A 22,112-nucleotide genomic window follows, 5' to 3' on the forward strand; every position below is an offset into this window, starting at 1 on the left:
TCGTAAGGAAATGAAGCGCTGTCGGCAGTTCCTGACTCGCCGCCTCCCTCACGGGTGGCGACTCACAGTGGCGGGACCGTCCCGGATTCTCACCGGGTTCCTGGGTCGACGACGCTGGGCCCACCATAGCCCGAGACGGCTGCCTTGACGACGCAAGGGCCGGGCCTATCCTGTGCCGCGTGACCGCCCCGACGAGCCGAGCGCGACGGGCAGGCGATGCCTGCCCCGGTGTCAGCCGACCCTTCGTCGCGGTCGACGGCTCGATCGTGCGCCTCCGTCCTGCCGGCGGGCCGGTGCACGTGGCCGCCCTGTCGGGGCTCATGGATGTCGTTGCGGCACAGCCGGATCCGTCGATTCAGCTGACGTCGCGCGCCGCGCTGCAGCTGCGTGGCCTCCCGGACCCGCTGACGCCGTGGATCCGTGACGCGATCCGCGCGACGGGGCTCGTCCCCTCGGCGACCCACGAGCTCGTGCGCAACGTCGTCGCCTCGCCGCTCTCCGGTCTCGACGACGCCGGGCAGTGCGACCTGCGTCCCGTCGTCCGTGACCTCGACGCCGCCCTCTGCGCCGACCCCGGGCTCGCCCAGCTGGGCGGCCGCTTCCTCTTCGTGCTCGACGACGGGCGCGGGGACGTCATCCGCGAGTCGTTCGACCTCGGGCTCTTTGCGACGGAGCCCGGTCGCTGCCTCGTCCTCGCAGGTGGCCTGACCCGCGGTTGGGAGGCACCACTCGACGATGCCGTGCCCCTGATCCTCTCCCTGGCCCGAGAGTTCGTGAGCCGATCCGCCGGTGACGAATCCGTCTGGCACGTCAAGGAGCTCGCTCCGCCCATCGGCCCCGAGCCGGCCACGGCGATCACGCTTCGCAGCGCGCCCGAGCGCCCCCTCGGACGGGTCGGCGACCATGCCGTCGTGGCCGTGCCGCTGGGCCTGCTGCGGCCCGAGCACGTCGCCGCGCTCACGCAGGTCACGGACCGGGTCATCGTGACGCCGTGGCGCTCGCTCGTGGTCGAGGACGGCGCCCGCGCCCTCCCGCCGCTCGAGGCCGCGGGCCTCGTGACCCATGCCGGATCGCCCTGGACCCGGCTGCACGCCTGCACCGGCCTGCCGGGGTGCACGAGGTCCGCGCTCGACACCCGCGCCCTGGCCCGCGACCTCGCCCCGTCCCTCCCCGCCGGAACCCTCCCCGTGCACGTCAGCGGGTGCGAGCGGCGCTGCGGGACGCCCGCGACGGCATACGTCGACGTGCTCGCCCCACGGTCCACCGCGGACGCCTTGTCCACCATCGCCGAGCAGGAGCCCCCATGGACGTGACCACCGAGACACGCCGCGCGCCGACCCGCCGCTACGACTACGTGACGGACGGTGCGGAGATCTACCGCCGGTCGTTCGCGACCATCCGTGCGGAGGCTCGCCTCGCCCACCTGCCCGAGGACGCCCGCGTCGTGGCCGTCCGCATGGTGCACGCGAGCGGCGACGTCGACCTGACCGAGCACATCGCCGTGCACCCCGGGCTCGTCACGGCGGCACGGACCGCCCTGCAGGCCGGCGCACCGATCCTCACGGACGCGCACATGATCGCCTCGGGCATCACACGGGCGCGACTGCCGCGCGACAACGAGGTGCTCTGCACCCTCCGCGACGAACGCGTGCCGCCGCTCGCAAAGGCCTGGGGCACCACGCGATCCGCGGCTGCGGTGTCCCTGTGGGGCGACCGGGTCGAGGGCGCGGTCGTCGCGATCGGCAACGCCCCGACCGCCCTCTTCCACCTGCTCGAGACCGTCGCCGACGGCGGCCCCCGGCCGGCCGCCATCGTCGGCATCCCCGTCGGCTTCATCGGTTCGGCGGAGTCCAAGGTCGCCCTCGCCGAGAACCCGTTCGACATCCCGTGGCTCGTCGTCCACGGTCGTCGTGGCGGCTCGGCCCTGGCCGCCTCGGCCGTCAACGCCCTGGCCCGCGAGGAGGAGCTGTGACCGGCTGGCTGCGTGGGGTCGGGGTCGGCCCGGGCGACCCGGAGCTCGTCACGGTCAAGGCGGCGCGCCTCATCGGCGACGCGGACGTCGTCGCCTTCCACAGCGGGCCGCGGCGCGACTCGATCGCCCGTCGCATCGCCGCGTCCTACCTCCCCCACGGGGTCGTCGAGGAGCTGCTCGTCTACCCCGTGACGACGGGCGCCACCGACCATCACCTCGGCTACCACGGTCTCATGGCCGACTTCTACGACGAGTCCGCGAATCGGCTTGCCGCACATCTGGACTCGGGCCGCAACGTCGTCGTGCTGGCCGAGGGCGACCCGCTCTTCTACGGGACGTACATGTACCTGCACGACCGCCTCGCCGACCGCTACGACACCGCGGTCGTGCCGGGCGTGACGTCGGTCAGCGGGTCGGCCGCGGCGGTCGCGACCGGTCTGTGCCGGCACGAGGACGTGCTGACGATCCTGCCCGGGACCCTGCCGGTCCCCGAGCTCGCGCGCCGGCTCGCCGACACGGAGGCCGCCGTCGTCATGAAGCTCGGCCGCACCTTCGAGAACGTCCGGGAGGCCCTGCGTCAGGCCGGGCGCCTCGACGAGGCGCGCTACGTCGAGCGGGCGAGCTCGGCCGACGAGCGGGTGCTGCCGGTCGCCGAGGTCGACGCCGCGAGCGTGCCCTACATGTCGATGGTCGTCGTGCCCGGCAAGGACCTCCGCGCCGACGCCGCGGGCCGTGCGCGCTCCTCCGACCCTGCGACGGCGCCGGCCCCGTCGCCCCAGCCGCCGGCCGGGCCGTCCGGCGAGGTCGTCGTCATCGGTCTGGGCCCCGGTCCGGACCGCTGGCTCACCCCCGAGGCGTCGGCCGCCCTCGCCGAGGTCGGGCACGTCGTCGGCTACGCCCCCTACGTGGCCCGGGTGCCGCAGCGCGAGGGCCTGACCCGTCACGCCTCGGGCAACACCGTCGAGGTCGACCGGGCCCGGGATGCCCTGGAGCTGGCCCGCACGGGTGAACGGGTCGCCGTCGTCTCCGGTGGTGACGCCGGCGTCTTCGGCATGGCGTCCGCGGTCTTCGAGGCCGCCGACACCCACGGCTACTCCGACGTGGCCGTCCGGGTGCTCCCGGGCCTCACCGCAGCGCAGGCCGTGGCGGCCCGTGCGGGCGCGCCCCTCGGTGGCGACTTCGCGGTCCTGTCGCTCTCGGACCGGCTCAAGCCGTGGGCCGTCATCGAGCGGCGGCTCCGGGCCGCGGCCCGTGCCGATCTCGTCGTCGCGCTCTACAACCCGGCCTCACGCTCGCGCACCGAGCAGATCGCCCGGGCCCGTGAGGTCTTCCTCGAGGAACGCGACGCCGACACCGTGGTCGTCGTGGGGCGCGACGTGGGTCGCACGGAGGAGTCGTTGACGGTGACCACCCTCGAGCGCCTCGACCCGGCCACGATCGACATGCTGTGCCTCGTCATCGTCGGCACCTCGGGCACCCGCGTCACCCGGGACGGCCAGGTCTGGACGCCGCGTTTCGTCAGGTGACGGTGGCACCAGCACGACATCGACGATGATGGTCGTATGCCGCAGCCGCTGGGTCACGAGGACGCGGTCGCCTTGCGTGCGGCCGAGCTCACCTACCCGCAGGGCGTGCTCGAACCGGGCCTCGCACCACCCGGCTACCGGAGGCTCGACGTCTCCACCCGCCTGCGGCGCCGCGACCTCGATGCCGCGGCGCGCGACCTGTTCGGCTGGCGCGTGCACGAGGGGGCGGGGCTACGCGCCCAGGCGTCCGATGCGGCCGACGTCCTCGACGCGGTCGTGCTCCTGCGTCTGGGTGTGGGTCGGTGGTCGCTGCGGATCCCGTGTCGCGTGGTCGAGGTCATCGACGAACCGAACCGTCGCGGCTTCGTCTACGGCACGCTGCCCGGCCACCCCGAGTCCGGCGAGGAGCGCTTCGTCCTCGACCGGGCTGCCGACGGCGCCCTGCGGTTCACCGTGACGGCAGTCTCGAGACCCGCGTCGTTCCTGGCCCGGCTCGGCGGGCCCGTCTCGCGGCTCGTCCAGAAGAGGATGGCGAGGCGCTACCTCGCGGCCCTCGACCGCGTGCCCGTGACGGCAACGCCTCCGACGCCGGTGGACTGACATCCTGAGCCCATGGAGCTCGAGTTCAACGGTGACGTCTGGCAGTGGCGTGGCCCGGCGCCGTACTACTTCGTCACGGTGCCCGAGGACGAGTCGCAGGCGCTGCACGACGTGGCCCACGTCAGCTACGGCTGGGGCATGATCCCCGTCACCGCTCGCATCGGCCGCACGGAGTGGACGACGTCCCTGTGGCCCAAGGACGGCGGCTACGTCGTGCCGCTCAAGCAGGCCGTCCGCCGGGCCGAGGACGTCGAGGAGGGCGACACCGTCGAGGTGGGGCTGGACGTCCGCGCCGATCCGTGACGCGGCATGCTGGATGCCATGGATGACACCACCCACGACGAGACCCGACCGGGCATCGACGCGCCGGCGGACGACGCCTTCACCGACCACTTCACGAGCCCCGTCTACGACGACCCTGCGGGCGAGTTCGCACCCTTCGGCACGGACGAGGGCGCGGACCTGCTCGCCGAGTGGGCCGCACGCCGCGACGAGCTCGAGGCGACGACGACCGTCCGCGACCTGCTCGCCGACGGTTTCGACGAGCCGTCCGACGTCGACGGCATGTTCGCCGGGCTCGACGACGAGGACGGCGTCGACGCGGCCACGATCGTCGTCGCGGCCGGCTTCACGCTGCTGCGCCTCACCGGGCAGATCGACGACGAGGGACGCGCCATGGTGCTGCGCGCGCTGGCAGCGCTCGAGTCCTTCTACGGCGAGCAGCCCGAGCTGAGTCGGATGCGCGACGACCTCGAGGCCTTCGTCTGACGCCGGCTCCGGCGGGTCGTCTCAGACCCGCGTCCACGTGAGCGAGAGCCCACTCGGGGCGAAGACGCGGTCGTCGAGCTCCGACGGGAGGGGCGCCACGCCGGGACCACCCTCCGTGACCCACCCGGTGACGGCGTCGACGGACGCGTCGTCGAGCACGCCACGCACCCACACGGGCCGCCCTCCGGCCTGCCTCCCCTCGGTCGACGGCGTCACGACGACGACGTTGGACTCCTCGCACGCGAGCAGGCAGGCGCTCCTCAGCACGCGCGCGCTGCCCCGGGTGCCGGCCTGCAGGCGGTCCAGGAGGCCGTCATGGTCGACCCCGGGGTGCTTGCGCTCCGTGCCACAACAGCAGTCACGGCACGCCCGCACGATGCACGTGCGCGCGGAACCGCTGTCAGCAGAGGCGTTCCCGTGCGCCGTCACGACGCGACGGGACGGAGGGCCCGCGAGCGTGCGGCGATCCGCTCCATCAGCAGCCCGAAGGCCAGACCCAGCGCGAGCCACATCGTGGCGAGCTGCGCCAGCGACGCGAGCCGGAAGTCCCAGACGAGGTCGGCCGGCACGTCGGCAGGCACCTGGTCAGGGCTCCCCGGCACGAGGAGGAGGACGAGCGCGAGGAGCACGACGACGGCCGCGACGTCGAGGGCCCACCGCGTCGAGGCCACGACGCCACGAAGGGCGAGGCGGCGGTCCATCGTCGGCACGACGACCGCGACGGCCACGCCGAGGAGGAGCACGACGGCATACAGCATCGTGCGCCTCCCGACGGTCGACGGGTCACCGACTGCAGGCGGGTTCGACGGGATCTTCAGCGCTGGAAGGAGACTCACGGCCGCGAAGCCGATCGCTGCGAGCACCATGGAGCGACCGAAGTCGCCGCGGCCGGGCAGCCGCTCGCGCACCCGGGCGAAGACGACCGCGAAGATGACCCCGACGGCGATCCCCACGACGACCGAGGTGACGGCTCCCCCGACGACCTGGGCCGTGCGCGAGACGAGTGGCTCACCGCCCCCGTGGGCGGCGAATCCCGGTGGCGCTGCTTGACCTCCGTGCATCGAGCGGAGGTCCTCGATGACGAGCGCCCGTCGGATGACGGGCTCGACGACGAGCCAGATCATGACCGCGGCCGCGAGGCCCGCGAGCATGCCGGCCAGGACCCCGCGCCGCAGCACGGAGCCGAAGCTCAGGCCCACCTCAGTGGCAGGGGACGCCGAGGGCGTGACGCGCGTCGTGCGTCAGCTCGTGGAGCATCTGCGCGGCGGGGGCGCTCAGCAGCGCCCCGTTCTCCTGCGATACGAAGTAGAGCGCGAAGACCGCGAACGCGAGCAGGGCCCACGCCCAGACGGGGACGCTGACGGCGGTGTCGGACGGGACGGCGGAAGCCGATGCAACTGTGGTCATGGCGAAGTGACCCTTTCTTTCCATGCCTCGTGGACAGATCATCGCCGCAGCCGGTCTCCTGGCTTCCAGATCGTCACGCCTCCCCAGCCTTCCCGGCGACTTCGCGTCGACGACGTGTCGACCCGCGGTTGCCAGTGGCGAACGATGGGGACTTGCTCCCTGGTCACAGTGGCGAGGACCACGTCGGAATCACACCGACTTCCCGTGCACTGCGGCACTCGCATCCTGACACAGGCCTGCCGGACACGCCACGGGGACCCTAGGCGCCGGGCGTGTTCCGCCTGCTTCGAGTGATCCGGGTGCCGTAGAGGTGCGACTCGACGAAGTCGTCGGACTCGCGGGCCGCCAGCGCGTGGCCGACGAGGATGACCGCGGCCTGGCGCAGTCCCGCAGCCTCGACCTGGTCGGCGATGTCGGCGAGCGTCCCGCGGAGGACGAGCTGGTCGGGCTGCTCGGCGTTCGCGACGACGACCACGGGGCAGTCATCGCCGTAGTGGACGACGAGCGAAGCCATCAGCTCACGCGTGCGGCGGATCGCGAGGTGCAGCACGAGCGTGGCCCCGGACCGCGCGAAGTGGTCGAGCGACTCGCTCTCGGGCATCTGCGTCGAGTCGCGGTGCGCCCGGGTGAGGACGACCGACTGCGCGACCTCGGGCACCGTCAGCTCCCGGCCGACGAGGGCGGCGGCCGCGGCGTAGGCGGGCACGCCCGGTGTGACGTCCCACGGCACTCCGGCCCGGTCGAGCCGTCGGGTCTGCTCGGCGATGGCGGAGTAGAGCGAGGGATCGCCGGAGCACAGCCGCGCGACGTCGTTGCCCGCCTCGTGGGCGCGGACGCAGTGCTCGGTGATGGCATCGAGGTCGAGGTGCTGGGTGTCGACGAGCTCGGCCCCCTCACGGCAGTGGGAGAGCACCTCGGCCCCGATGTACGTGCCGGCATAGAGGCAGACCTGCGCCTCGCCGACGAGCCGCACCGCGCGCAGCGTCAGCAGGTCTGCCGCGCCGGGGCCGGCACCGATGAAGTGGACCGTCATACGTGCGTCTCCGAACTCGAACTCGTCTGTGTCACAGGCTTCTCCACCGACCATTGCACGATGGCTCGGGCAGGCTTCCAGCCGTGGAGCGAGCCGATGGTGTCGAGGTCCTCGACGGCGAGGCGGCTCATCGAACCGCCGAGGCGTCCACGCGCCTCGTGGAGCAGGACCTCGGTCTCGACGGTGACGCCGTGCACGACGAGCCGCCCGCCGGGACGGAGTGCCGACCAGCAGGCGTCGATGAGCTCGGCGCCGGCGCCTCCGCCGATGAAGACGGCATCGGGCCGCGGCAGTGACCCCACGGCGTCGAGCGACGACGCCTCGACGACCTCGAGGCCCGGCACCCCCAGGGCCCTGGCGTTCCGGTGGATCCTCGCGGCCCGCTCGGGGTCGCGCTCGACCGAGTGCACCTCGTTGCGCGGGTGCTGCCGAGCGAACTCGATCCCGACCGACCCGGCCCCGGCGCCGAGGTCCCACATCACGTCACCCGGCTGGGGCGCCAGATGAGCCAGGGCTGCCGCCCGCACGATGCGCTTGGTCAGCTGCCCGTCGTTTTCGTATGCCGTGTCGCCCAGTCCCGGCACGAGCGACCTCGCGCTGCGGTCGGGGGGCGACGCACACTCGATGCAGACGAGGTGCAGCCGGGGAGCGGGACGCCCGTCCCACGATGCGGCCAACCCGTCGGTGCGCGACTCGACCGGGGTGCCGAGGTCACCGAGCACGGTGAGGCGGCTGGCGGCATACCCCTCGTCGACGAGCAGGGAGGCGATGCGGGTGGGGGCGTCGTCGCCAGAGGTGAGCACGACGATCCGGGCGCGAGGCGCCAGGTCGCGGCGCAGGCGGTCGACGTCCCGCCCCACGAGGGTGACGACGTCGGACCCCTCGGCCGACCACCCCATGCGGGCTCGGGCCAGCGCGACGGAGGAGACGGCCGGGTGCACGCGCACGGCGTCGGCTCCGAGCTCGCGGACCAGCGTCGTGCCGATGCCCGACACGAGGGGGTCGCCGCTCGCCAGCACCACGAGCCGACCGGCGCCGACCTCCTCGAGAAGAGTCCGGAGCCGGGGCAGCAACGGGGACGGCCACGGCACGAGTAGCTGCCCCGGCCGGCGCTCGATCATCGCGAGATGACGTTCCCCGCCGATGACCACGTCGGCCTCCTCCACGAGCCGAAGGGTCTCGGGTCCGAGCGAGGGGAGCCCGCACGCGCCCACGCCGACCACGTCGACGCCCTCGGGGCGCGATGCCCCGTCCGTCGCGCCGCTGCCGTCCGCCTGTCCCGTCATCACCACGACGGTGACCCTAACCGGGCGACGGCTGGCACCCCCCGCCGGACGGTCGACGGAACTGGTCGTCCCATTCCGCACCCAAGCCTGCGGCCGTGCCCCATGATGGGCTCCGGGCCGGGCACGGGGCAGGCCCGATGACAGATCTCCCGGGGGGACGGGACCAGGCAGCATGCACAGGAACTGGTGGACCACGGCTGCGCGATCACGGCGCGCACCGCACTTCGACGCGTCCACGGCGCGACTTCGCGCCGACGTGCCGTCCGTGCTGGCGCTGGCTGACCTCCATCTCGGGGATGCGACGACGATCGACGCCGCGCAGCGCGAATCTCTCTCTGACGCAGGGATTCTCGTCGACGGACGACCTCATCTGGGACTGCGCGCCGGCCTGGAGGCGGTTGCCGACCCCTACGCCAGGCTGGAGATCTCGACGGGAAACCAGAGCTCGCCCAGGTTGCACCACGGCTGGGTCGACCGCACGAGCGCGCTCGTCGTCGACCAGGGAGACGAGGGGGCCGACCTCGTCGAGGTCGACATCGCGTTCCTCCCGGCGACGATCGCGCACCTGACGATGCTCCAGCCGCGTCCGCGCCTGCACGGACGCGGCGGGGTCGTCGACCTCGTCGGCGTGGGTGCCCTCCTGAGCCCGGCCGCCCCGTTCGGCGCCGCGTCCGCGGCAGACCTGGCGGCGGCTGCTGCCCCGTGGCCGGAGGTGGCCGAGTGTCTCCGGACGGCCGCGTGGCGCCTGAGTGCCGTCGACGTAGCGGACAGCCGGACGGGAAGCACCGCGACCGCCCAGGTCGTCTGGGTCGACACTCCCGCCGGGGTGCTCCGGGTCGACGACGAGCCGGACGGCGCGATCCTGACCGGCACCACGACGGGCAGCATCTGGCAGAGCCTCGTGCACGCCCTGCCCGTCGACCCGGTCCCTCCCCCGGTGCGACCCTCCGCCTGAGGCGACGGGGAGCGCTCCCCATCGCGGAGACGTGCCTGCCTCCGTAGGCTCTGCAGCGCCGACCAGACGACAGGGGGAGCGATGGCCATCTATCGCAAGGGCGCCGACCCGGACGCGCTCGACCGGTCCGCGGAGCTGCTCGCCGGCTACGCGCGTGAGGCGGCCGCGTCGCGACAGGCGGTCACCGGCGTCCTCGGCTCCCTCAAGGGCAACTGGGGCGGCGAGAACCTCCAGTCACTGATCTCCCAGTGGCCGGCCCTGGAGGCCCAGATCGACACCTTCGGCACCGAGCTGGGGCGGCTCGGCGACCGGCTCTCCCGCAACGCGCAGGCCCAGCGAGGCGCCAGCGGCGACGGCGGGGCGATCTCCTCGGCCGCCTTCCTGACCGCGTCGATGCCCACGAGCGGTCCGGGCGGCGGCGGCAAGGCCGGGGACTCGTTCTGGGACTCGCTGCTCAAGCAGTCCAACCTCGCCCCCGACGACTCCGCCTCGTTCCTCGCCTGGCCGGGCCTCATCACGGCCAACACGATGTTCGGCACCAGCGCCCTCGCGTCCTACCTGCAACGCAACCAGTTCGGGCGGTGGCAGCCGCGGGGCTACCTGGCCAACGGACGCTACGGGTACCTCCCACGTCCCACCGGCCGCTGGGCATCCGCGTGGTCGATGAACCAGGCCCGCAACTGGCAGGCCAACCCCTACCGCGCAACCACGGTGGCGAGGTGGGGCACGGCGTCGAAGTGGGCCGGCCGGGCCGGCACGGTGACATCGTTCGCGACGTCGGCGTTCGGCCAGTGGAACAAGGACTCGTCCGACCCGACGATGGGAACGACCGAGCGGGTCACCCGGTCGGCCACGGCGGGTGCGGTCACGGCCGCCGGCTCGTGGGCCGGGGCCTGGGCCGGAGCGCAGGGAGGCGCCCTCATCGGCGCGGCCGTCGGCGGTCCCGTCGGCGCCGTCATCGGCGGGGCCATCGGTGGCTTCGTCGGCGGCGGCCTCGGCGGCGTCGTCGGAGGCTGGGTGAGCGACCAGGTGGTCGGTCCGGTCGGGGACGCCGCCGCGTGGGCGGGCGACAAGATCGGCGACGGCTTCAAGGCCGCCGGCAGCTTCATCGGCGGGCTGTTCGACTGATGAGCCACCCCTTTCTCCCCCGCGCATCGCGCCGTTCCCGCCGACGGGCCGGCACCGGCCGGCGTGGGTAGAGTCGTGGCCGTGTCCGTCCTCCTCGTCGTCGTCGCCGTCGCCCTGCTCGGTTTCGTCGTCTGGTCGCGCCTGGGCCGCAGCGAGGGCGCACGCTGGTGGGTGGGTGACCGCTTCCAGGAGTCGGCGATCCTCTTCTGGCTGCCGGGGATCGCCCTCGTGCTGGGCGCGACGGCAGGACTCCGGGGCTACGACGACGGCGCCCACCAGGGAGCCCTGGCCTTCGTCCCGCTCCTGCTCGTCGGCCTCGTCGTCAGCCTCTGGGGAGGCCTCTTCCTCCCGGCGCCGCGCTGGTACGTGCCGCGGTGGTCGCGGGAGGCGCGGGCGCCGCACCTGCAGGTCCGCATCATCGGCGACCGCCGTCGGTCCGACCGCAAGAAGCGGCGATGAGCCTCCCCCTCCCCGGTGACCCTCGTCGCGAGGTCGTCGCCGACGGAGCCGTCACGCTGCTCGTGCCCGACGCGTGGGAGACCGTCCACCACCCGCACGGCGGGGTCGAGCTCGTCGTCGTCGAACCGGAGCAGGAGGGCCTCTTCCGGGCCAACCTCGTGCTCACGGTCACGCCGGTCGAGATGTCGCTGCGCGACTGGCAGGTCGGCACCGAGTCCTACCTCGCCGCACACCTCGCCGACTACGTCCCCCTCGACGCCGAGCGCCTCGCCGTGGGTGGTCTGCCCGGACTGAGACGGCTCGCGACGTATGCCACGGACGACAACCGGTCGGTCACCGTGGAGCAGCGGGCCACCGTCGTCGACGGCAGGGGCGTGACCCTCACCGCGACGACGAGCACCCTCGCCTGGGCCGCGCAGGGCGAGCTGCTCGCTCACGTCTTCGGCAGCCTCGTCGTCGACCCCGCCGCCGGGAGGGGGTCCGCGTGACCGTGCAGTTCGACGCCGCCGTGGGCCGGGTCCGGCTCGACCCCGCCACCTTCGACACCCTGGTCGACCTCGCCACCGACGCCCACCCCGACGCCCACCCCGACGCCCGGACGCAGGCCCCCGCCGACGCTCGCGCCACGGACGACCTGACCGCGACGGGCGTCCTCGTCGACGGTCACCCGACTGAGGTGCTGGCGCCGGCCCTCGCAGCGGTGGCCCGACCCCTGGCGCGGCTCGAGACGGTCGTGGCCTCCCGCCACCAGCTGCTCGTGCACCAGGGTTGGCTGTCGCTCCTGTCGGCCGTCCTCGCCGACGTCGGCGACGGCAGCTATGACTTCGCAGGCGTGGCAACGGAGTTCGTGCCGACCACGATCGCGCGCCTCGTCAGGTTGCGTCCCCGGACCCGGCTCGGCGCCGGGAGCGTGACCGTGACACCGGACCTGCTGGACGGCCTCCTCGACCCGGACGACGGTCGACGTGCCCGTGCTGCCGACGCGCTCGGCACCGCGCTCGCGTCGGACTTCGCCGAAGCCGCGGGGCTCGTCCGCGACGGCGCGTGGTGCTTCTGGTCCGCCGTCGTCTCGTGGGCACCGCCCGGCCGGTCGGTGCGCTCCGACGCCGACCTCGTCAGCCGCCGCGTCTCCGTGCTCGACACGACGGCCGGCATGCTCGCGCTCGAGGCCTCGGGCCCGCCCGGGGCTGACCGCCTCTCGCTCGTGCCGACCACGCCGACCGACGTGTGGTTCCTGCTCTCGAGCATCCTGCCGTCGGACGCCGACCTCGGTGCCGATGCGGCCGACGACTCGGCGCACGAGAGCACCGATCACCGAGGGAGCTGAGACCGCCGCGCCGAGCCGTCCGGGTTCTGGCAGACTGCGCGGTGGCGACTGGAGAGGAATCCGGTGCAAATCCGGAGCGGTCCCGCCACTGTGAACTCCCGACCCACCCGGTCGGGGGAAGCCAGGGCATCTCCCGTCGCTGGTCGCGCCCGTCCGGGCGCGTCCGGTCCACCGACGCGGGCGAGGCACCCGCAGGAGGCTCGCAATCCTATGCGCGATGGCTCGAACGACTCGAAAACCCCTGTCCAGCAGGCGGTCCCACCTGACACCTTCCCGTTCTCCGCGGTCGTCGGTTCGGACGACCTGGCCCTCGCGCTGGTCCTGACCGCGGTGTCCCCCGACGTCGGCGGAGTGCTCGTGCGCGGCGAGAAGGGCACCGCGAAGTCGACGATGGTGCGCGGCCTCGCTGCCGTCCTCCCACACCAGCAGGTCGTCGTCGACTGCCGGTTCGGGTGCGCACCGACCGACCGGGCCACGTGCCCGGACGGCCCGCACGACCCCGCGACCCCGGCCGCCTCCCGCGCCGCGCGGCTCGTCGAGCTGCCCATCGGCGCGACCGAGGACCGCGTGGTCGGGTCGCTGGACCTCGAGCGCGCGCTGGGACGCGGCGAGACGGCATACCAGCCCGGCCTGCTCGCGGCCGCGAACCGCGGCATCCTCTACGTCGACGAGGTGAACCTGCTCCACGACCACCTCGTCGACCTGCTCCTCGACGCGGCCGCGATGGGCCGCAACACCGTCGAGCGCGACGGTGTCTCGGTCTCGCACGCGGCCCGCATCGTCCTCGTCGGCACCATGAACCCCGAGGAGGGCGAGCTGCGCCCGCAGCTGCTCGACCGGTTCGGCCTCACCGTCGAGGTGGCGGCCCCCCGGGAGCCGACGCTGCGCGCCGAGGTCGTACGCCGTCGGCTGGCCTTCGACGCCGACCCGGCCGCGTTCGTCGCGCGGTTCGAGGCGGACCAGGAGGCGCTGAGGCGGCGCATCGCGGACGCGCGGTCGGCCCTCGGCGCAGTCTCGCTGACCGACGCGATGCTGACGAAGATCGCGACCGTCTGCGCGGCGTTCGAGGTGGACGGCCTGCGCGCCGACATCGTCACGGCCCGTGCCGCCGTGGCCCACGCGGCCTGGTCGGGACGCGCGACGGTCACGGTCGCCGACGTGCGTGCCGCGGCGCGCCTCGCCCTGCCCCACCGCCGGCGGCGCAACCCGTTCGACTCCCCCGGCCTCGACGAGGACCTGCTCGACCGACTCCTCGGCGACGACGAGCCGGACCCCGGGGACGGCGGCGAGCCCGAGCCGGACGCCCGCCACGACCAAGACCTGCACGGCGACGGCGACGGCGAGGCGCCGCCGAGCACGTCGATGGGTCAGCGTCCGGAGCGCGACGGGGAGCTCGACGCGGAGCCCGCCGAACGCCGGCCCGAGCCGCAGCGGGCGGAGCACGATCCGGACGACGGCGGGACGGAGACCGGGCAGGCACCGGCCGGTGCACCCGCCGCCTCCGGCGTCAGCACGGCCGACGAGCCGTACCGCGCCCGGCTGCTGCGCGCCACCGGTCTCGGCACGGGAGACCCCGGCCGCCGGTCGAGCGCCGTGACGAGCACCGGGCGCCGGGTCGGCTCCACGAGCGCCCGCACCGGACCGGTCCACGTGCCCGCGACGATCCGCGCAGCAGCCTCCCACGGTTCGACGGGGGACGTCTCGCGCGGTGACCGACCGCCACGCCTCCGCGTGCTGCCGGGCGACGTGCGCCGCTCGGTGCTGCAGGGCCGCGAGTCCAACCTCGTGCTGCTCTGCGTCGACGCCTCGGGGTCGATGGCCGCCCGGAGGCGCATGGAGGCGGTGAAGTCCGCCGTGCTCTCGCTGCTGCTCGACGCCTACCAGCGGCGCGACAAGGTGGCACTCGTGACCTTCCGCGGCGCGGGCGCCGAGCTCACCCTCCCGCCGACCGGCTCGGTCGAGATCGCGGCCCGCCGGCTGCGCGACCTGCCCCACGGCGGCCGGACGCCGCTCGCCGAAGGACTGGAGACGGCATACGAGACCCTGCGCGTCGAGCGACTGCGCGACCCGAACCGGCGAGCGCTGCTCGTCGTCGTCACCGACGGGCGCGCGACCAGCGGGCCCGACGCGCTCCAGCGCGCTGCCCGGGTCGCGGCGCAGCTGCGGCACGAGGGCGTCGAGGGCGTCGTGCTCGACTGCGAGTCGGGGCGCTTCCGGATGGGGCTGGCCGCGCAGCTCGCCGACCACCTCGGCGCCGAGCACCTGCCCGTCGGCGAGCTCGCCGCCTCGGCCATCGTCGGCGCGGCGCGCGCGGCCCGAGCCACGACGGGACGGGCGGCCTGATGCGTGGGCAGCCGACAGCCGTCCCCGAGGACGGCCTCACGACCCGCCAGCGCCGCAACCGGCCGCTCGTCATCGTGCACACGGGCGACGGCAAGGGGAAGTCGACGGCCGCCTTCGGACTCGCGCTGCGCGGGTGGAACCAGGGCTGGTCGGTCGGGGTGTTCCAGTTCGTCAAGAGCGCCAAGTGGCGCATCGGCGAGCAGACCGCCGTCGAGACCCTCGGCGAGCTGCACCGCGAGACCGGCGCGGGCGGCCCCATGGAGTGGCACAAGATGGGTGCCGGCTGGTCGTGGACGCGCAAGGAGGGCACCGAGGACGACCACGCCGAGGCGGCCCGTGAGGGCTGGGCCGAGATCAAGCGCCGGCTCGCTGCCGAGACGCACGGGGTCTACGTGCTCGACGAGTTCACCTACCCGATGGCGTGGGGCTGGATCGACGTCGACGACGTCGTGGCGACCCTGCGCGACCGCCCCGGCCACCAGCACGTCGTCATCACCGGGCGCCGCTGCCCCGAGGCCGTGCTCGACCTCGCCGACCTCGTGACGGAGATGACGAAGGTCAAGCACCCGTTCGACGCCGGGCAGAAGGGCCAGAGGGGGATCGAGTGGTGACCACCCACCTGCCGCGCGTCGTCGTCGCCGCCCCCGGCTCGGGCCACGGCAAGACGACCGTGGCGACCGGGCTCATGGCGGCCCTGCGCGCCCGCGGGCTCGGGGTCTCGGGCTTCAAGGCCGGCCCCGACTTCATCGACCCCGGCTACCACTCGCTCGCGACCGGCCGCCCCGGGCGCAACCTCGACCCCTTCCTCTGCGGCGAGGACCGGGTGGCGCCGCTCCTCGTTCACGGGGCGGCCGCGAACGGGGTGACCGACGTCGCCGTCGTCGAGGGCGTCATGGGCCTCTTCGACGGACGTATCGGTGGGGACGGCTACGCGTCGACCGCGCACCTCGCCACGCTGACGCGGACCCCCGTCGTGCTCGCCCTCGACGTGAGCCACATGACCCGTACGGCCGCGGCGGTCGTCCACGGCCTCGCGACCTTCGAGCCGGGGGTCCGGGTCGCCGGCGTCGTGCTCAACAAGGCCGCGTCGGGCCGGCACACCCGAGAGGTGTGGTCGGCCCTCGAGGCCACCGGGGTGCCGGTGCTCGGCGTGCTGCCGCGCGACTCCGGCATCGAGGCGCCGTCGCGTCACCTCGGTCTCGTGCCGGCCGCCGAACGCGAGGAGGCCGCACGGTCGGTGCGGCTGCTCGCCGAGCGCGTCACCGAGCACGTCGACCTCGACGCGGTGCTGTCGATCGCGCGGTCGGCGCCGGACCTGGCCGACGCCGCCTGGGACCCGACCGCGGCTCTCGGCGAGGCGGCTCGTCCCCTCACCTCGGGTGCGCCGCGACCCGTCGTCGCCGTGGCCGGCGGCCGCGCCTTCACCTTCCGCTACGCCGAGACCGACGAGCTGCTGCGTGCGGCCGGGCTCGAACCGGTCGTCTTCGACCCGCTGCACGCCAGGTCGCTGCCCGCCGGCACCGCCGGGCTCTACCTCGGCGGCGGCTTCCCGGAGGTGCACGCCGAGGACCTGTCGGCGAACGCCGGCCTGCGTCACGACATCCGGGAGGCCGTCCGCGCCGGCCTGCCGACCGTCGCCGAGTGCGCGGGCCTGCTCTACCTCTGCGAGTCGGTCGACGGCCACGAGATGGTCGGAGCGGTCCCAATGGTCGGGACGATGGGACCTCGCCTGACGCTGGGCTACCGCACCGCGATCGCCCCTGCGAGCTCGGTGCTCGGCGTCGCGGGCACCCGCGTCACCGGGCACGAGTTCCACCGCACGACGGTGAGCGGCACCCAGCACCCGGGCCCGGCGGCGTGGCTGCTCGACGGCACCCCCGACGGCGTCGCCCTCGACCCCGCGGGCACCGGTCGCGCCACCGTGCACGCGTCGTACCTGCACACGCACTGGGCCGGGCACCCCCACCTCGCCGGGCGCTTCGCCGACGCCGTCCACGCGTATGCCGGCTCGACGCTCTCGCACGTCTCCTCCGTCCCCGCCGGCTCGCAGAGGCGGGCGTCGTGAGCATCGACCTGCACCACCACGGTGACCGGGACGTCGCCCCCGGCCTCGTCGACCTGGCCGTCAACGTGCGGCTGCCGGCACCGCCGCCCTGGCTCGCCGACGTCGTCGCGGAGTCGTTGCGCGACCTCGGCCGCTACCCCGACCCGTCGCCGGCGACGGCAGCCGTCGCCGCTCGGCACGGGGTCGACGCGGAGTGCGTGCTGCCGACCGCCGGAGGGGCGGAGGCCTTCACCCTGGTCGCCCGGGCCGTCGCCGGCAGCCGACCGGTCGTCGTGCACCCCCAGTTCACCGAGCCCGAGGCCGCGCTCGTCGCGGCCGGTCGCCCGGTCGGCCGCTGCGTGCTGCGGCACGGGGAGGCCTTCCGTCTCGACCCGTCGGCCTTCGGACCGGACGGTGAGCATGCCGACGCCGATCTCGTCGTCGTCGGCAACCCGACCAACCCGACGGGGGTCCTGCACCCCGCCGAGGACGTGCTCGCGCTCCGGCGGCCCGGACGCGTCGTCGTCGTCGACGAGGCCTTCATGGACGCCGTGCCCGGCGAGCCGGAGTCCCTCATCGGCCCGGACCTCGAGGGGCTGCTCGTCGTCCGGTCCCTGACGAAGACGTGGGGCCTGGCCGGGCTCCGGGCCGGCTACGTCGTCGGGGACCCGCGCCTCGTCGCCGCCCTGCGCGCCGTCCAGCCGCCGTGGTCGGTGTCGACCCCGGCCGTGGCCGCGACGGTGGCGTGCCTGTCGCACCGCGCCCTCGCGGAGGCCGACGCGGCGGCCGTGTCCGGGGCCGCCGACCGCGCGGTCCTCGTCGGCGAGCTCGCGGCCGTCGGTCTGGGCACAGCTCCCTCGACCGCACCCTTCGTGCTCGTCGACACGAGCCCGCTCGGTGCGGCGTCGGTCCGCGAGGACCTCGCCCGCCTCGGTTTCGCCGTCCGCCGGGGCGAGACCTTTCCCGGGCTCGGGCCGTCGTGGATCCGTCTCGCCGTGCGCGACCCCGAGACCTCCCGCGCCGTCGCCACGGCGCTCGCCGACCTGAGGAGACCGCGCCGTGTCGCCTGAGCTGAGCTTCGCCGGCCTGTCCGTCCTCGTCGCGCGGGTCCGTCCACACACGGTCGCGACGGTGCACGCGCTGCTCGGCGACGGCGCCCGCGTGACCGTGGCCGCGACCCTCGAGGACCTGCCGACGTCGCTGCGCGACCTCGCGGAGCGGGGACTCGTGTCCCTCGACCCGGGCGCCGACCCGGCCGCCCATGACGTCGTCCTGCGTGGTGACCCGACGACAGCGGCCGCGGTGAAGCCCGGATCCGGGGTGCCGGAGGAACGCCCGAGGACCGGGACGGTGACCCTCCTCGGCGGCGGCCTCGGTGACCCCGGGCTGCTGACCGTGGCGGGCATCGAGGCGATCCGCGTGGCCGACGTCATCGTCCACGACCGGCTCGCGCCCCTGAGCGCGCTGCGGCACGCCCGCGACGACGTGCACGTCGTCGACGTCGGCAAGATCCCGCGCGGCGACTTCACCCCGCAGGAGCGCATCAACGAGCTGCTCGTCGAGCACGCGCTCGCCGGCCGGAACGTGCTGCGCCTCAAGGGCGGTGACAACTTCGTCTTCGGTCGTGGCGGGGAGGAGGCCGAGGCGTGCGCGGCCCACGCCATCCCGGTCGTCGTCATCCCGGGCATCTCGTCGAGCATCGCGGCACCTGCTCTCGCCGGCATCCCGGTCACGCACCGCGCCCTCGTCCAGGGCTTCACCGTCGTCAGCGGTCACGTGCCGCCGGGCGACCCCCGGAGCACGCTCGACTGGGGCGCCATCGCCCGCAGCCGCACGACGGTCGTCGTCCTCATGGGCATCGCCACGCTGGGAGCCATCGCCGAGACGCTCGTCGCCGAGGGCCTGCCCGGCACGACGCCGGCGGCGGTCGTCGCCGACGCCGGCCTGCCGAGCATGCGGACCGCACGGGCGACCCTCACCGACATCGACGTCGTCGCGCGACGGGAGGGGCTCGGCGCCCCGGCCGTCGTCGTCATCGGCGAGGTCGCCGCCCTCGACGTCCTCCGGTGAGCCGTCCCCTCGGCCTGGCCCTGGGCTGGGCGCTGGACCGGGCAATCGGCGACCCGCGCCGCTGGCACCCGGTGGCCGGGTTCGGCTCCGTCGCGGCAACGGTCGAGGAGCGGACGTATGCCGCCCGGCGCGCCCACGGGGTCGCCCACGTCGCGCTGCTCGTGGGCGCCACGGCCGGCCTCGGCGTCGTGGCCGAGCGCGCGACCCGACGCCATCGGGTCGCCCACATGCTCGTGACCGCTGCTGCGACGTGGACCGTCCTCGGCGGGCACTCCCTGTCGCGGGAGGCCTCGACCATCGACGGGCAGCTGCGCCGGGGCGACCTCGACGCGGCGCGCACCCAGGTGCGCAACCTCGTCGGGCGCGAGACGTCCGGCCTCGACGCCGACGAGATCGCGCGCGCCTGCATCGAATCTCTCGCCGAGAACACGTCGGACGCCGTCGTCGCCCCGCTGCTCTGGGGTGGCCTGCTCGGCGTCCCGGGCCTGCTCGGCTACCGCGCCGTCAACACGCTCGACGCCATGGTGGGCCACCGCAGCGACCGTTATCTCGAGTTCGGCTGGGCCGCAGCCCGGCTCGACGACGTCGCCAACTGGGGCCCGGCCCGGGTCGCCGCCGCCCTGGCCGCCGCGAGCAGCGGCTCGCGCACCGGTGTCGCGCACGCGTGGTCGGCGATCCGTCGCGACGCCCCGGCCCACCCGAGCCCGAACGGCGGCGTCGTCGAGGCCGCCTTCGCAGGGGTGCTCGGTGTCAGGCTCGGCGGGTCCAACACCTACGAGGGCCGGAGCGAGGACCGCGGCACGCTCGGCACCGGCCCGGCGGCGACAACCCACGACATCGCCCCGGCCGCGCGCCTGGCACATCAGGTGTCCGTCGGCTCGCTCGGCGTCGCCGTCCTCGTCGCTGGGGGAGGGGCGCTCAGGGGGCGAGGTCGACCTCGTCGCCGACGCTGATCGTGCCGGACGTCAGCAGCCGGAAGACCGTCCCCGCCCGCGCGTGCAGCGCCCGGGCCGCCCCGGGCCCGAGGTTGTCGTCGAGCAGCCGGCACGGCGCCGCGATGCGCACGACCTCGAGCTCGACGTCGCCGATCCGGATCCGCTCACCCGGCCGGGTCGGGATCGCGCCGCCCGACAGCGTGAGGTTGCGCCGGGTCAGCGCCGGGTCGACGGGACGCCCGAGGTCGGCAGCCGCCGCCTCGAGGTCGGGCAGCGCCTGGATCGTCACGTGCCGGTGCCGACTGCCGTGGTAGCGGTCGCCGACGAGTCCGGCGCCCGCCTCCGCCTCGACGGCCGGCACCGAGCGGGTCGGCAGCCGCCGGCCCTTGGCGACGTGGATCGCCACCACGGTCGGCGCGCTGTCGTCGGTGTCCATGCGGGCAAGGCTAGGCGTCCGGCCGTGGCTGCGTGCTCTCGGGCTGGGCGGGCACCGGTGGGATGCGCAGCCCCGGCGGCGCCGAGCCGTGCTCGCGCTCGTACCACGCGGCATACGCGGCGACGGCGGTCGGCAGGGTCGGGAAGATGAGGTCGGCCCCCACCTCGTCGACGAACCCGCCGGCCTCGAGGGAGATCCGCATGTCCTCCTTGACCCGCGCCATCGCGAAGCGGATCCCGCGCGACGCCAGCGTCGAGCGCAGTGTCTCGAGCGCGTCGACGGCCGTCAGGTCGACCTCGGTGTTGGCCTCGGCGTTGAGCAGGAACCACTCGACGTGCCCGAGCCGGGACGCCGCCTCGACGACCGCGAGCGCCCGCCTGACGAAGTCGTCGGAGTTGGCGAAGAAGAGCGGGGAGTCGTAGCGGTAGACGACGAGCCCCGGCACCTGGACGGCATCCGGGTGGTCGTCGATGTCGTGCATGCCGGCGACGTCGGGCACGTAGCCGAGCACGCCGTCGTGGGGGTGGACGATGCGGCGCAGCAGGTCGAGCACCGACAGGGCGACGGCCGCCCCGATCCCCGGCAGCACGCCGAAGAGGAGCACCGCGGCCGTCGTCGCGAGCGCCAGCACGAGCTCGCTGCGCCGGAAGGCCGCGATCCTGCGCATCTCGGCCACGTCGACGAGCCGGACGGCCGCGAAGACGACGACCGCCCCGAGCGCCGCGGTCGGGAAGGCGCCGATGACGGGGCCCAGCCAGAGCAGGGTCGCGACGACGATGACGAGGGAGACCAGGGAATGCAGCTGCGTGCGCGAGCCCATGGCGTCCGCGATGACGGTGCGGCTGCCGCTGGAGCTGATCGGAAAGCCCTGGAGCAGGCCACTGGCGACGTTGGCCCCGCCGAGCGCGAGGAACTCCTGGTTGCTGTCGATGCTCTCCCGGTGCCGCGCCCCGAACGCGCGTCCGGTGAGCACGTTGTCGGAGTAGGCGACGACCGCGACCCCGAGGGCCGCCGGGAGCAGGGCCCAGACGTCGACGTCGGCGACGTTCGGCAGGCGCACGGCGGGCAGGCCCTGCGGAACCGGCCCGACGACGTGCACCCCGGCCCGGTCGACGAGGCCGGTCACCGCCACGACGACGGTCGCCCCGAGCATGGCGATGAGCGGTCCCGGCCAGCGGGGCGCGAACCGCTGGAACGCGAACAGCGCGACGAGCACGCCGAGGGAGAGCCACAGCGTCGGCAGGTGGGTGTCGCCGAGGTGCGTGACGGCATACCTCAGCTCCTGGACGAACGAGTCGCCCGCGACGGCGATCCCGGTCACCTTGCCGATCTGGCTGACGACCATGAGGGCCGCGATGCCGGCCATGTAGCCGACGAGCACCGGCTTGGAGAGCAGGTCGGACAGGAAGCCGAGTCGCGTGACGAAGCCGACGACGCAGAGGAGCCCGACGGCGATGGCGAGGAGCGCGGCCATCTCCTGCCGCATCGCCAGGCCACCTGCGGCGGTCGCGAGCGCCCCGACCCCGGCCGCCGTCATGAGGGCGGTCGTCGACTCGGGCCCGACCGACAGCTGCCGCGACGACCCGAGGACGGCGTAGACGAGCAGTCCCGGCCCGACGGCCCAGAGCCCGGTGACGGCCGGCAGACCCGCCACCTCGGCGTAGGCGAGCACCTGCGGCACGAGGTACGCGGCCACCGTGATGCCGCCGAGCACGTCGCCGCGCAGCCAGACCCGGTCGTAGCGACGCAGCACCGCGATGCCGGGGAGCAGTCGCTCCCACCGCGCCCGCTCCTGCCCCACCGCCGGCCCCGCCGTCACGCGA

At 74.4% G+C, this 22,112-nt stretch carries 24 protein-coding genes and 3 riboswitches; of the genes, 17 read left to right on the plus strand and 7 right to left on the minus strand.

Annotated elements, in window-relative coordinates:
* Positions 1-5 precede the first annotated feature (5 nt).
* A riboswitch (cobalamin riboswitch) is annotated at positions 6-151 on the minus strand.
* A gap of 28 nt (positions 152-179) precedes the next feature.
* From TAE01_RS01635 to TAE01_RS01660, 6 genes are read left to right on the plus strand one after another with little or no spacing between them, the layout of a single operon-like run.
* A complete protein-coding gene (locus TAE01_RS01635; RefSeq protein ID WP_147062694.1) occupies positions 180-1,313 on the plus strand; it encodes a 4Fe-4S domain-containing protein in 1,134 nt (377 codons plus the stop codon).
* Entirely contained in the window at positions 1,304-1,972 is a 669-nt protein-coding gene (locus TAE01_RS01640; RefSeq protein ID WP_147062696.1) for a precorrin-8X methylmutase, read from the plus strand. The genes TAE01_RS01635 and TAE01_RS01640 overlap by 10 nt, the downstream gene beginning before the upstream one ends.
* Positions 1,969-3,498, plus strand: coding sequence for a precorrin-2 C(20)-methyltransferase (locus tag TAE01_RS01645; protein WP_147062698.1), 1,530 nt, complete (start codon positions 1,969-1,971; stop codon positions 3,496-3,498). Before TAE01_RS01640 ends, TAE01_RS01645 begins: the two co-directional genes overlap by 4 nt.
* Positions 3,499-3,534: 36 nt before the next feature.
* Positions 3,535-4,098, plus strand: coding sequence for a DUF1990 domain-containing protein (locus TAE01_RS01650; protein WP_147062700.1), 564 nt, complete (start codon positions 3,535-3,537; stop codon positions 4,096-4,098).
* Positions 4,099-4,110: 12 nt separating this feature from the next.
* Positions 4,111-4,401: a DUF1905 domain-containing protein gene (locus TAE01_RS01655; protein ID WP_147062702.1), complete on the plus strand. Its 291-nt coding sequence runs from the start codon at positions 4,111-4,113 to the stop codon at positions 4,399-4,401.
* A gap of 18 nt (positions 4,402-4,419) precedes the next feature.
* On the plus strand, positions 4,420-4,866 hold the full coding sequence (locus tag TAE01_RS01660) for a hypothetical protein (protein ID WP_147062704.1): 447 nt from the start codon (positions 4,420-4,422) through the stop codon (positions 4,864-4,866).
* 21 nt (positions 4,867-4,887) lie between these two features.
* On the opposite strand, the gene TAE01_RS01665 is transcribed toward TAE01_RS01660, so the two are convergent.
* The 5 genes from TAE01_RS01665 to cbiE all read right to left on the minus strand — a co-directional run bounded on the left by TAE01_RS01665 (position 4,888) and on the right by cbiE (position 8,592).
* A complete protein-coding gene (locus tag TAE01_RS01665; protein ID WP_246111067.1) occupies positions 4,888-5,295 on the minus strand; it encodes a hypothetical protein in 408 nt (135 codons plus the stop codon).
* Positions 5,292-6,065 (minus strand): CbtA family protein, encoded by a 774-nt coding sequence (locus TAE01_RS01670; protein ID WP_147062706.1) that lies wholly within the window; start codon positions 6,063-6,065, stop codon positions 5,292-5,294. The genes TAE01_RS01665 and TAE01_RS01670 overlap by 4 nt, the downstream gene beginning before the upstream one ends.
* A gap of 1 nt (position 6,066) precedes the next feature.
* Complete coding sequence (locus TAE01_RS01675) at positions 6,067-6,273, minus strand: CbtB domain-containing protein (protein ID WP_147062708.1); 207 nt, start codon at positions 6,271-6,273, stop codon at positions 6,067-6,069.
* Between the two features lie 31 nt (positions 6,274-6,304).
* A riboswitch (cobalamin riboswitch) is annotated at positions 6,305-6,502 on the minus strand.
* Positions 6,503-6,532: 30 nt separating this feature from the next.
* Complete coding sequence (gene cobM, locus TAE01_RS01680; protein ID WP_147062710.1) at positions 6,533-7,306, minus strand: precorrin-4 C(11)-methyltransferase; 774 nt, start codon at positions 7,304-7,306, stop codon at positions 6,533-6,535.
* Positions 7,303-8,592, minus strand: a complete 1,290-nt coding sequence (gene cbiE, locus TAE01_RS01685; RefSeq protein WP_147063015.1) for a precorrin-6y C5,15-methyltransferase (decarboxylating) subunit CbiE — start codon at positions 8,590-8,592, stop codon at positions 7,303-7,305. The genes cobM and cbiE overlap by 4 nt, the downstream gene beginning before the upstream one ends.
* 172 nt (positions 8,593-8,764) lie before the next feature.
* On the opposite strand from cbiE, the gene TAE01_RS01690 reads away from it, so the two are divergent.
* From TAE01_RS01690 to TAE01_RS01735, 11 genes are all read left to right on the plus strand, one after another.
* Positions 8,765-9,547, plus strand: a complete 783-nt coding sequence (locus TAE01_RS01690) for a hypothetical protein (protein WP_147062712.1) — start codon at positions 8,765-8,767, stop codon at positions 9,545-9,547.
* A gap of 81 nt (positions 9,548-9,628) precedes the next feature.
* The gene (locus tag TAE01_RS01695; RefSeq protein ID WP_147062713.1) at positions 9,629-10,675 is read left to right on the plus strand and encodes a WXG100 family type VII secretion target; all 1,047 of its coding nucleotides are present in this window, start codon (positions 9,629-9,631) and stop codon (positions 10,673-10,675) included.
* Positions 10,676-10,756: 81 nt separating this feature from the next.
* A complete protein-coding gene (locus TAE01_RS01700) occupies positions 10,757-11,134 on the plus strand; it encodes a hypothetical protein (protein ID WP_147062715.1) in 378 nt (125 codons plus the stop codon).
* Positions 11,131-11,622, plus strand: coding sequence for a hypothetical protein (locus TAE01_RS01705; RefSeq protein ID WP_147062717.1), 492 nt, complete (start codon positions 11,131-11,133; stop codon positions 11,620-11,622). The genes TAE01_RS01700 and TAE01_RS01705 overlap by 4 nt, the downstream gene beginning before the upstream one ends.
* A complete protein-coding gene (locus tag TAE01_RS01710; RefSeq protein WP_147062719.1) occupies positions 11,619-12,461 on the plus strand; it encodes a hypothetical protein in 843 nt (280 codons plus the stop codon). Before TAE01_RS01705 ends, TAE01_RS01710 begins: the two co-directional genes overlap by 4 nt.
* Positions 12,462-12,517: 56 nt before the next feature.
* A riboswitch (cobalamin riboswitch) is annotated at positions 12,518-12,590 on the plus strand.
* Between the two features lie 81 nt (positions 12,591-12,671).
* On the plus strand, positions 12,672-14,804 hold the full coding sequence (locus TAE01_RS01715; RefSeq protein ID WP_147062720.1) for a magnesium chelatase subunit D family protein: 2,133 nt from the start codon (positions 12,672-12,674) through the stop codon (positions 14,802-14,804).
* Entirely contained in the window at positions 14,804-15,415 is a 612-nt protein-coding gene (gene cobO, locus TAE01_RS01720; RefSeq protein WP_222594028.1) for a cob(I)yrinic acid a,c-diamide adenosyltransferase, read from the plus strand. Before TAE01_RS01715 ends, cobO begins: the two co-directional genes overlap by 1 nt.
* Complete coding sequence (locus TAE01_RS20785; RefSeq protein WP_246111068.1) at positions 15,412-16,869, plus strand: cobyrinic acid a,c-diamide synthase CobB; 1,458 nt, start codon at positions 15,412-15,414, stop codon at positions 16,867-16,869. The genes cobO and TAE01_RS20785 overlap by 4 nt, the downstream gene beginning before the upstream one ends.
* Entirely contained in the window at positions 16,866-17,918 is a 1,053-nt protein-coding gene (gene cobC, locus TAE01_RS20790; RefSeq protein WP_246111069.1) for an Rv2231c family histidinol phosphate aminotransferase CobC, read from the plus strand. Before TAE01_RS20785 ends, cobC begins: the two co-directional genes overlap by 4 nt.
* Positions 17,908-18,918, plus strand: coding sequence for a uroporphyrinogen-III C-methyltransferase (gene cobA, locus TAE01_RS01730; protein ID WP_147062724.1), 1,011 nt, complete (start codon positions 17,908-17,910; stop codon positions 18,916-18,918). Before cobC ends, cobA begins: the two co-directional genes overlap by 11 nt.
* Positions 18,915-19,871 carry a cobalamin biosynthesis protein gene (locus TAE01_RS01735; RefSeq protein ID WP_246111070.1) on the plus strand — a complete coding sequence of 319 codons (957 nt, stop codon included), beginning with the start codon at positions 18,915-18,917 and terminating at the stop codon, positions 19,869-19,871. The genes cobA and TAE01_RS01735 overlap by 4 nt, the downstream gene beginning before the upstream one ends.
* Here the strand turns inward: TAE01_RS01735 and TAE01_RS01740 are convergent.
* A complete protein-coding gene (locus TAE01_RS01740) occupies positions 19,837-20,289 on the minus strand; it encodes an MOSC domain-containing protein (protein ID WP_147062726.1) in 453 nt (150 codons plus the stop codon). The two genes, TAE01_RS01735 and TAE01_RS01740, sit on opposite strands and share 35 nt — an antisense overlap.
* Before the next feature lie 10 nt (positions 20,290-20,299).
* Positions 20,300-22,108: a SulP family inorganic anion transporter gene (locus tag TAE01_RS01745; protein WP_246111071.1), complete on the minus strand. Its 1,809-nt coding sequence runs from the start codon at positions 22,106-22,108 to the stop codon at positions 20,300-20,302.
* Positions 22,109-22,112: the final 4 nt, after the last annotated feature.

Source organism: Terrabacter aerolatus (genome assembly GCF_007991735.1).
Lineage (GTDB): Bacteria > Actinomycetota > Actinomycetes > Actinomycetales > Dermatophilaceae > Terrabacter > Terrabacter aerolatus.

Bases quoted from the DNA above. Each gene is read 5' to 3' on its own strand.
- TAE01_RS01640 (WP_147062696.1), top strand. From the start codon at position 1,304: ATGGACGTGACCACCGAGACACGCCGCGCGCCGACCCGCCGCTACGAC.
- TAE01_RS01650 (WP_147062700.1), top strand. From the start codon at position 3,535: ATGCCGCAGCCGCTGGGTCACGAGGACGCGGTCGCCTTGCGTGCGGCC.
- TAE01_RS01655 (WP_147062702.1), top strand. From the start codon at position 4,111: ATGGAGCTCGAGTTCAACGGTGACGTCTGGCAGTGGCGTGGCCCGGCG.
- TAE01_RS01660 (WP_147062704.1), top strand. From the start codon at position 4,420: ATGGATGACACCACCCACGACGAGACCCGACCGGGCATCGACGCGCCG.
- TAE01_RS01675 (WP_147062708.1), bottom strand. From the start codon at position 6,273: ATGACCACAGTTGCATCGGCTTCCGCCGTCCCGTCCGACACCGCCGTC.
- cobM (WP_147062710.1), bottom strand. From the start codon at position 7,306: ATGACGGTCCACTTCATCGGTGCCGGCCCCGGCGCGGCAGACCTGCTG.
- cbiE (WP_147063015.1), bottom strand. From the start codon at position 8,592: ATGACGGGACAGGCGGACGGCAGCGGCGCGACGGACGGGGCATCGCGC.
- TAE01_RS01690 (WP_147062712.1), top strand. From the start codon at position 8,765: ATGCACAGGAACTGGTGGACCACGGCTGCGCGATCACGGCGCGCACCG.
- TAE01_RS01695 (WP_147062713.1), top strand. From the start codon at position 9,629: ATGGCCATCTATCGCAAGGGCGCCGACCCGGACGCGCTCGACCGGTCC.
- TAE01_RS01705 (WP_147062717.1), top strand. From the start codon at position 11,131: ATGAGCCTCCCCCTCCCCGGTGACCCTCGTCGCGAGGTCGTCGCCGAC.
- TAE01_RS01715 (WP_147062720.1), top strand. From the start codon at position 12,672: ATGCGCGATGGCTCGAACGACTCGAAAACCCCTGTCCAGCAGGCGGTC.
- cobO (WP_222594028.1), top strand. From the start codon at position 14,804: ATGCGTGGGCAGCCGACAGCCGTCCCCGAGGACGGCCTCACGACCCGC.
- TAE01_RS01740 (WP_147062726.1), bottom strand. From the start codon at position 20,289: ATGGACACCGACGACAGCGCGCCGACCGTGGTGGCGATCCACGTCGCC.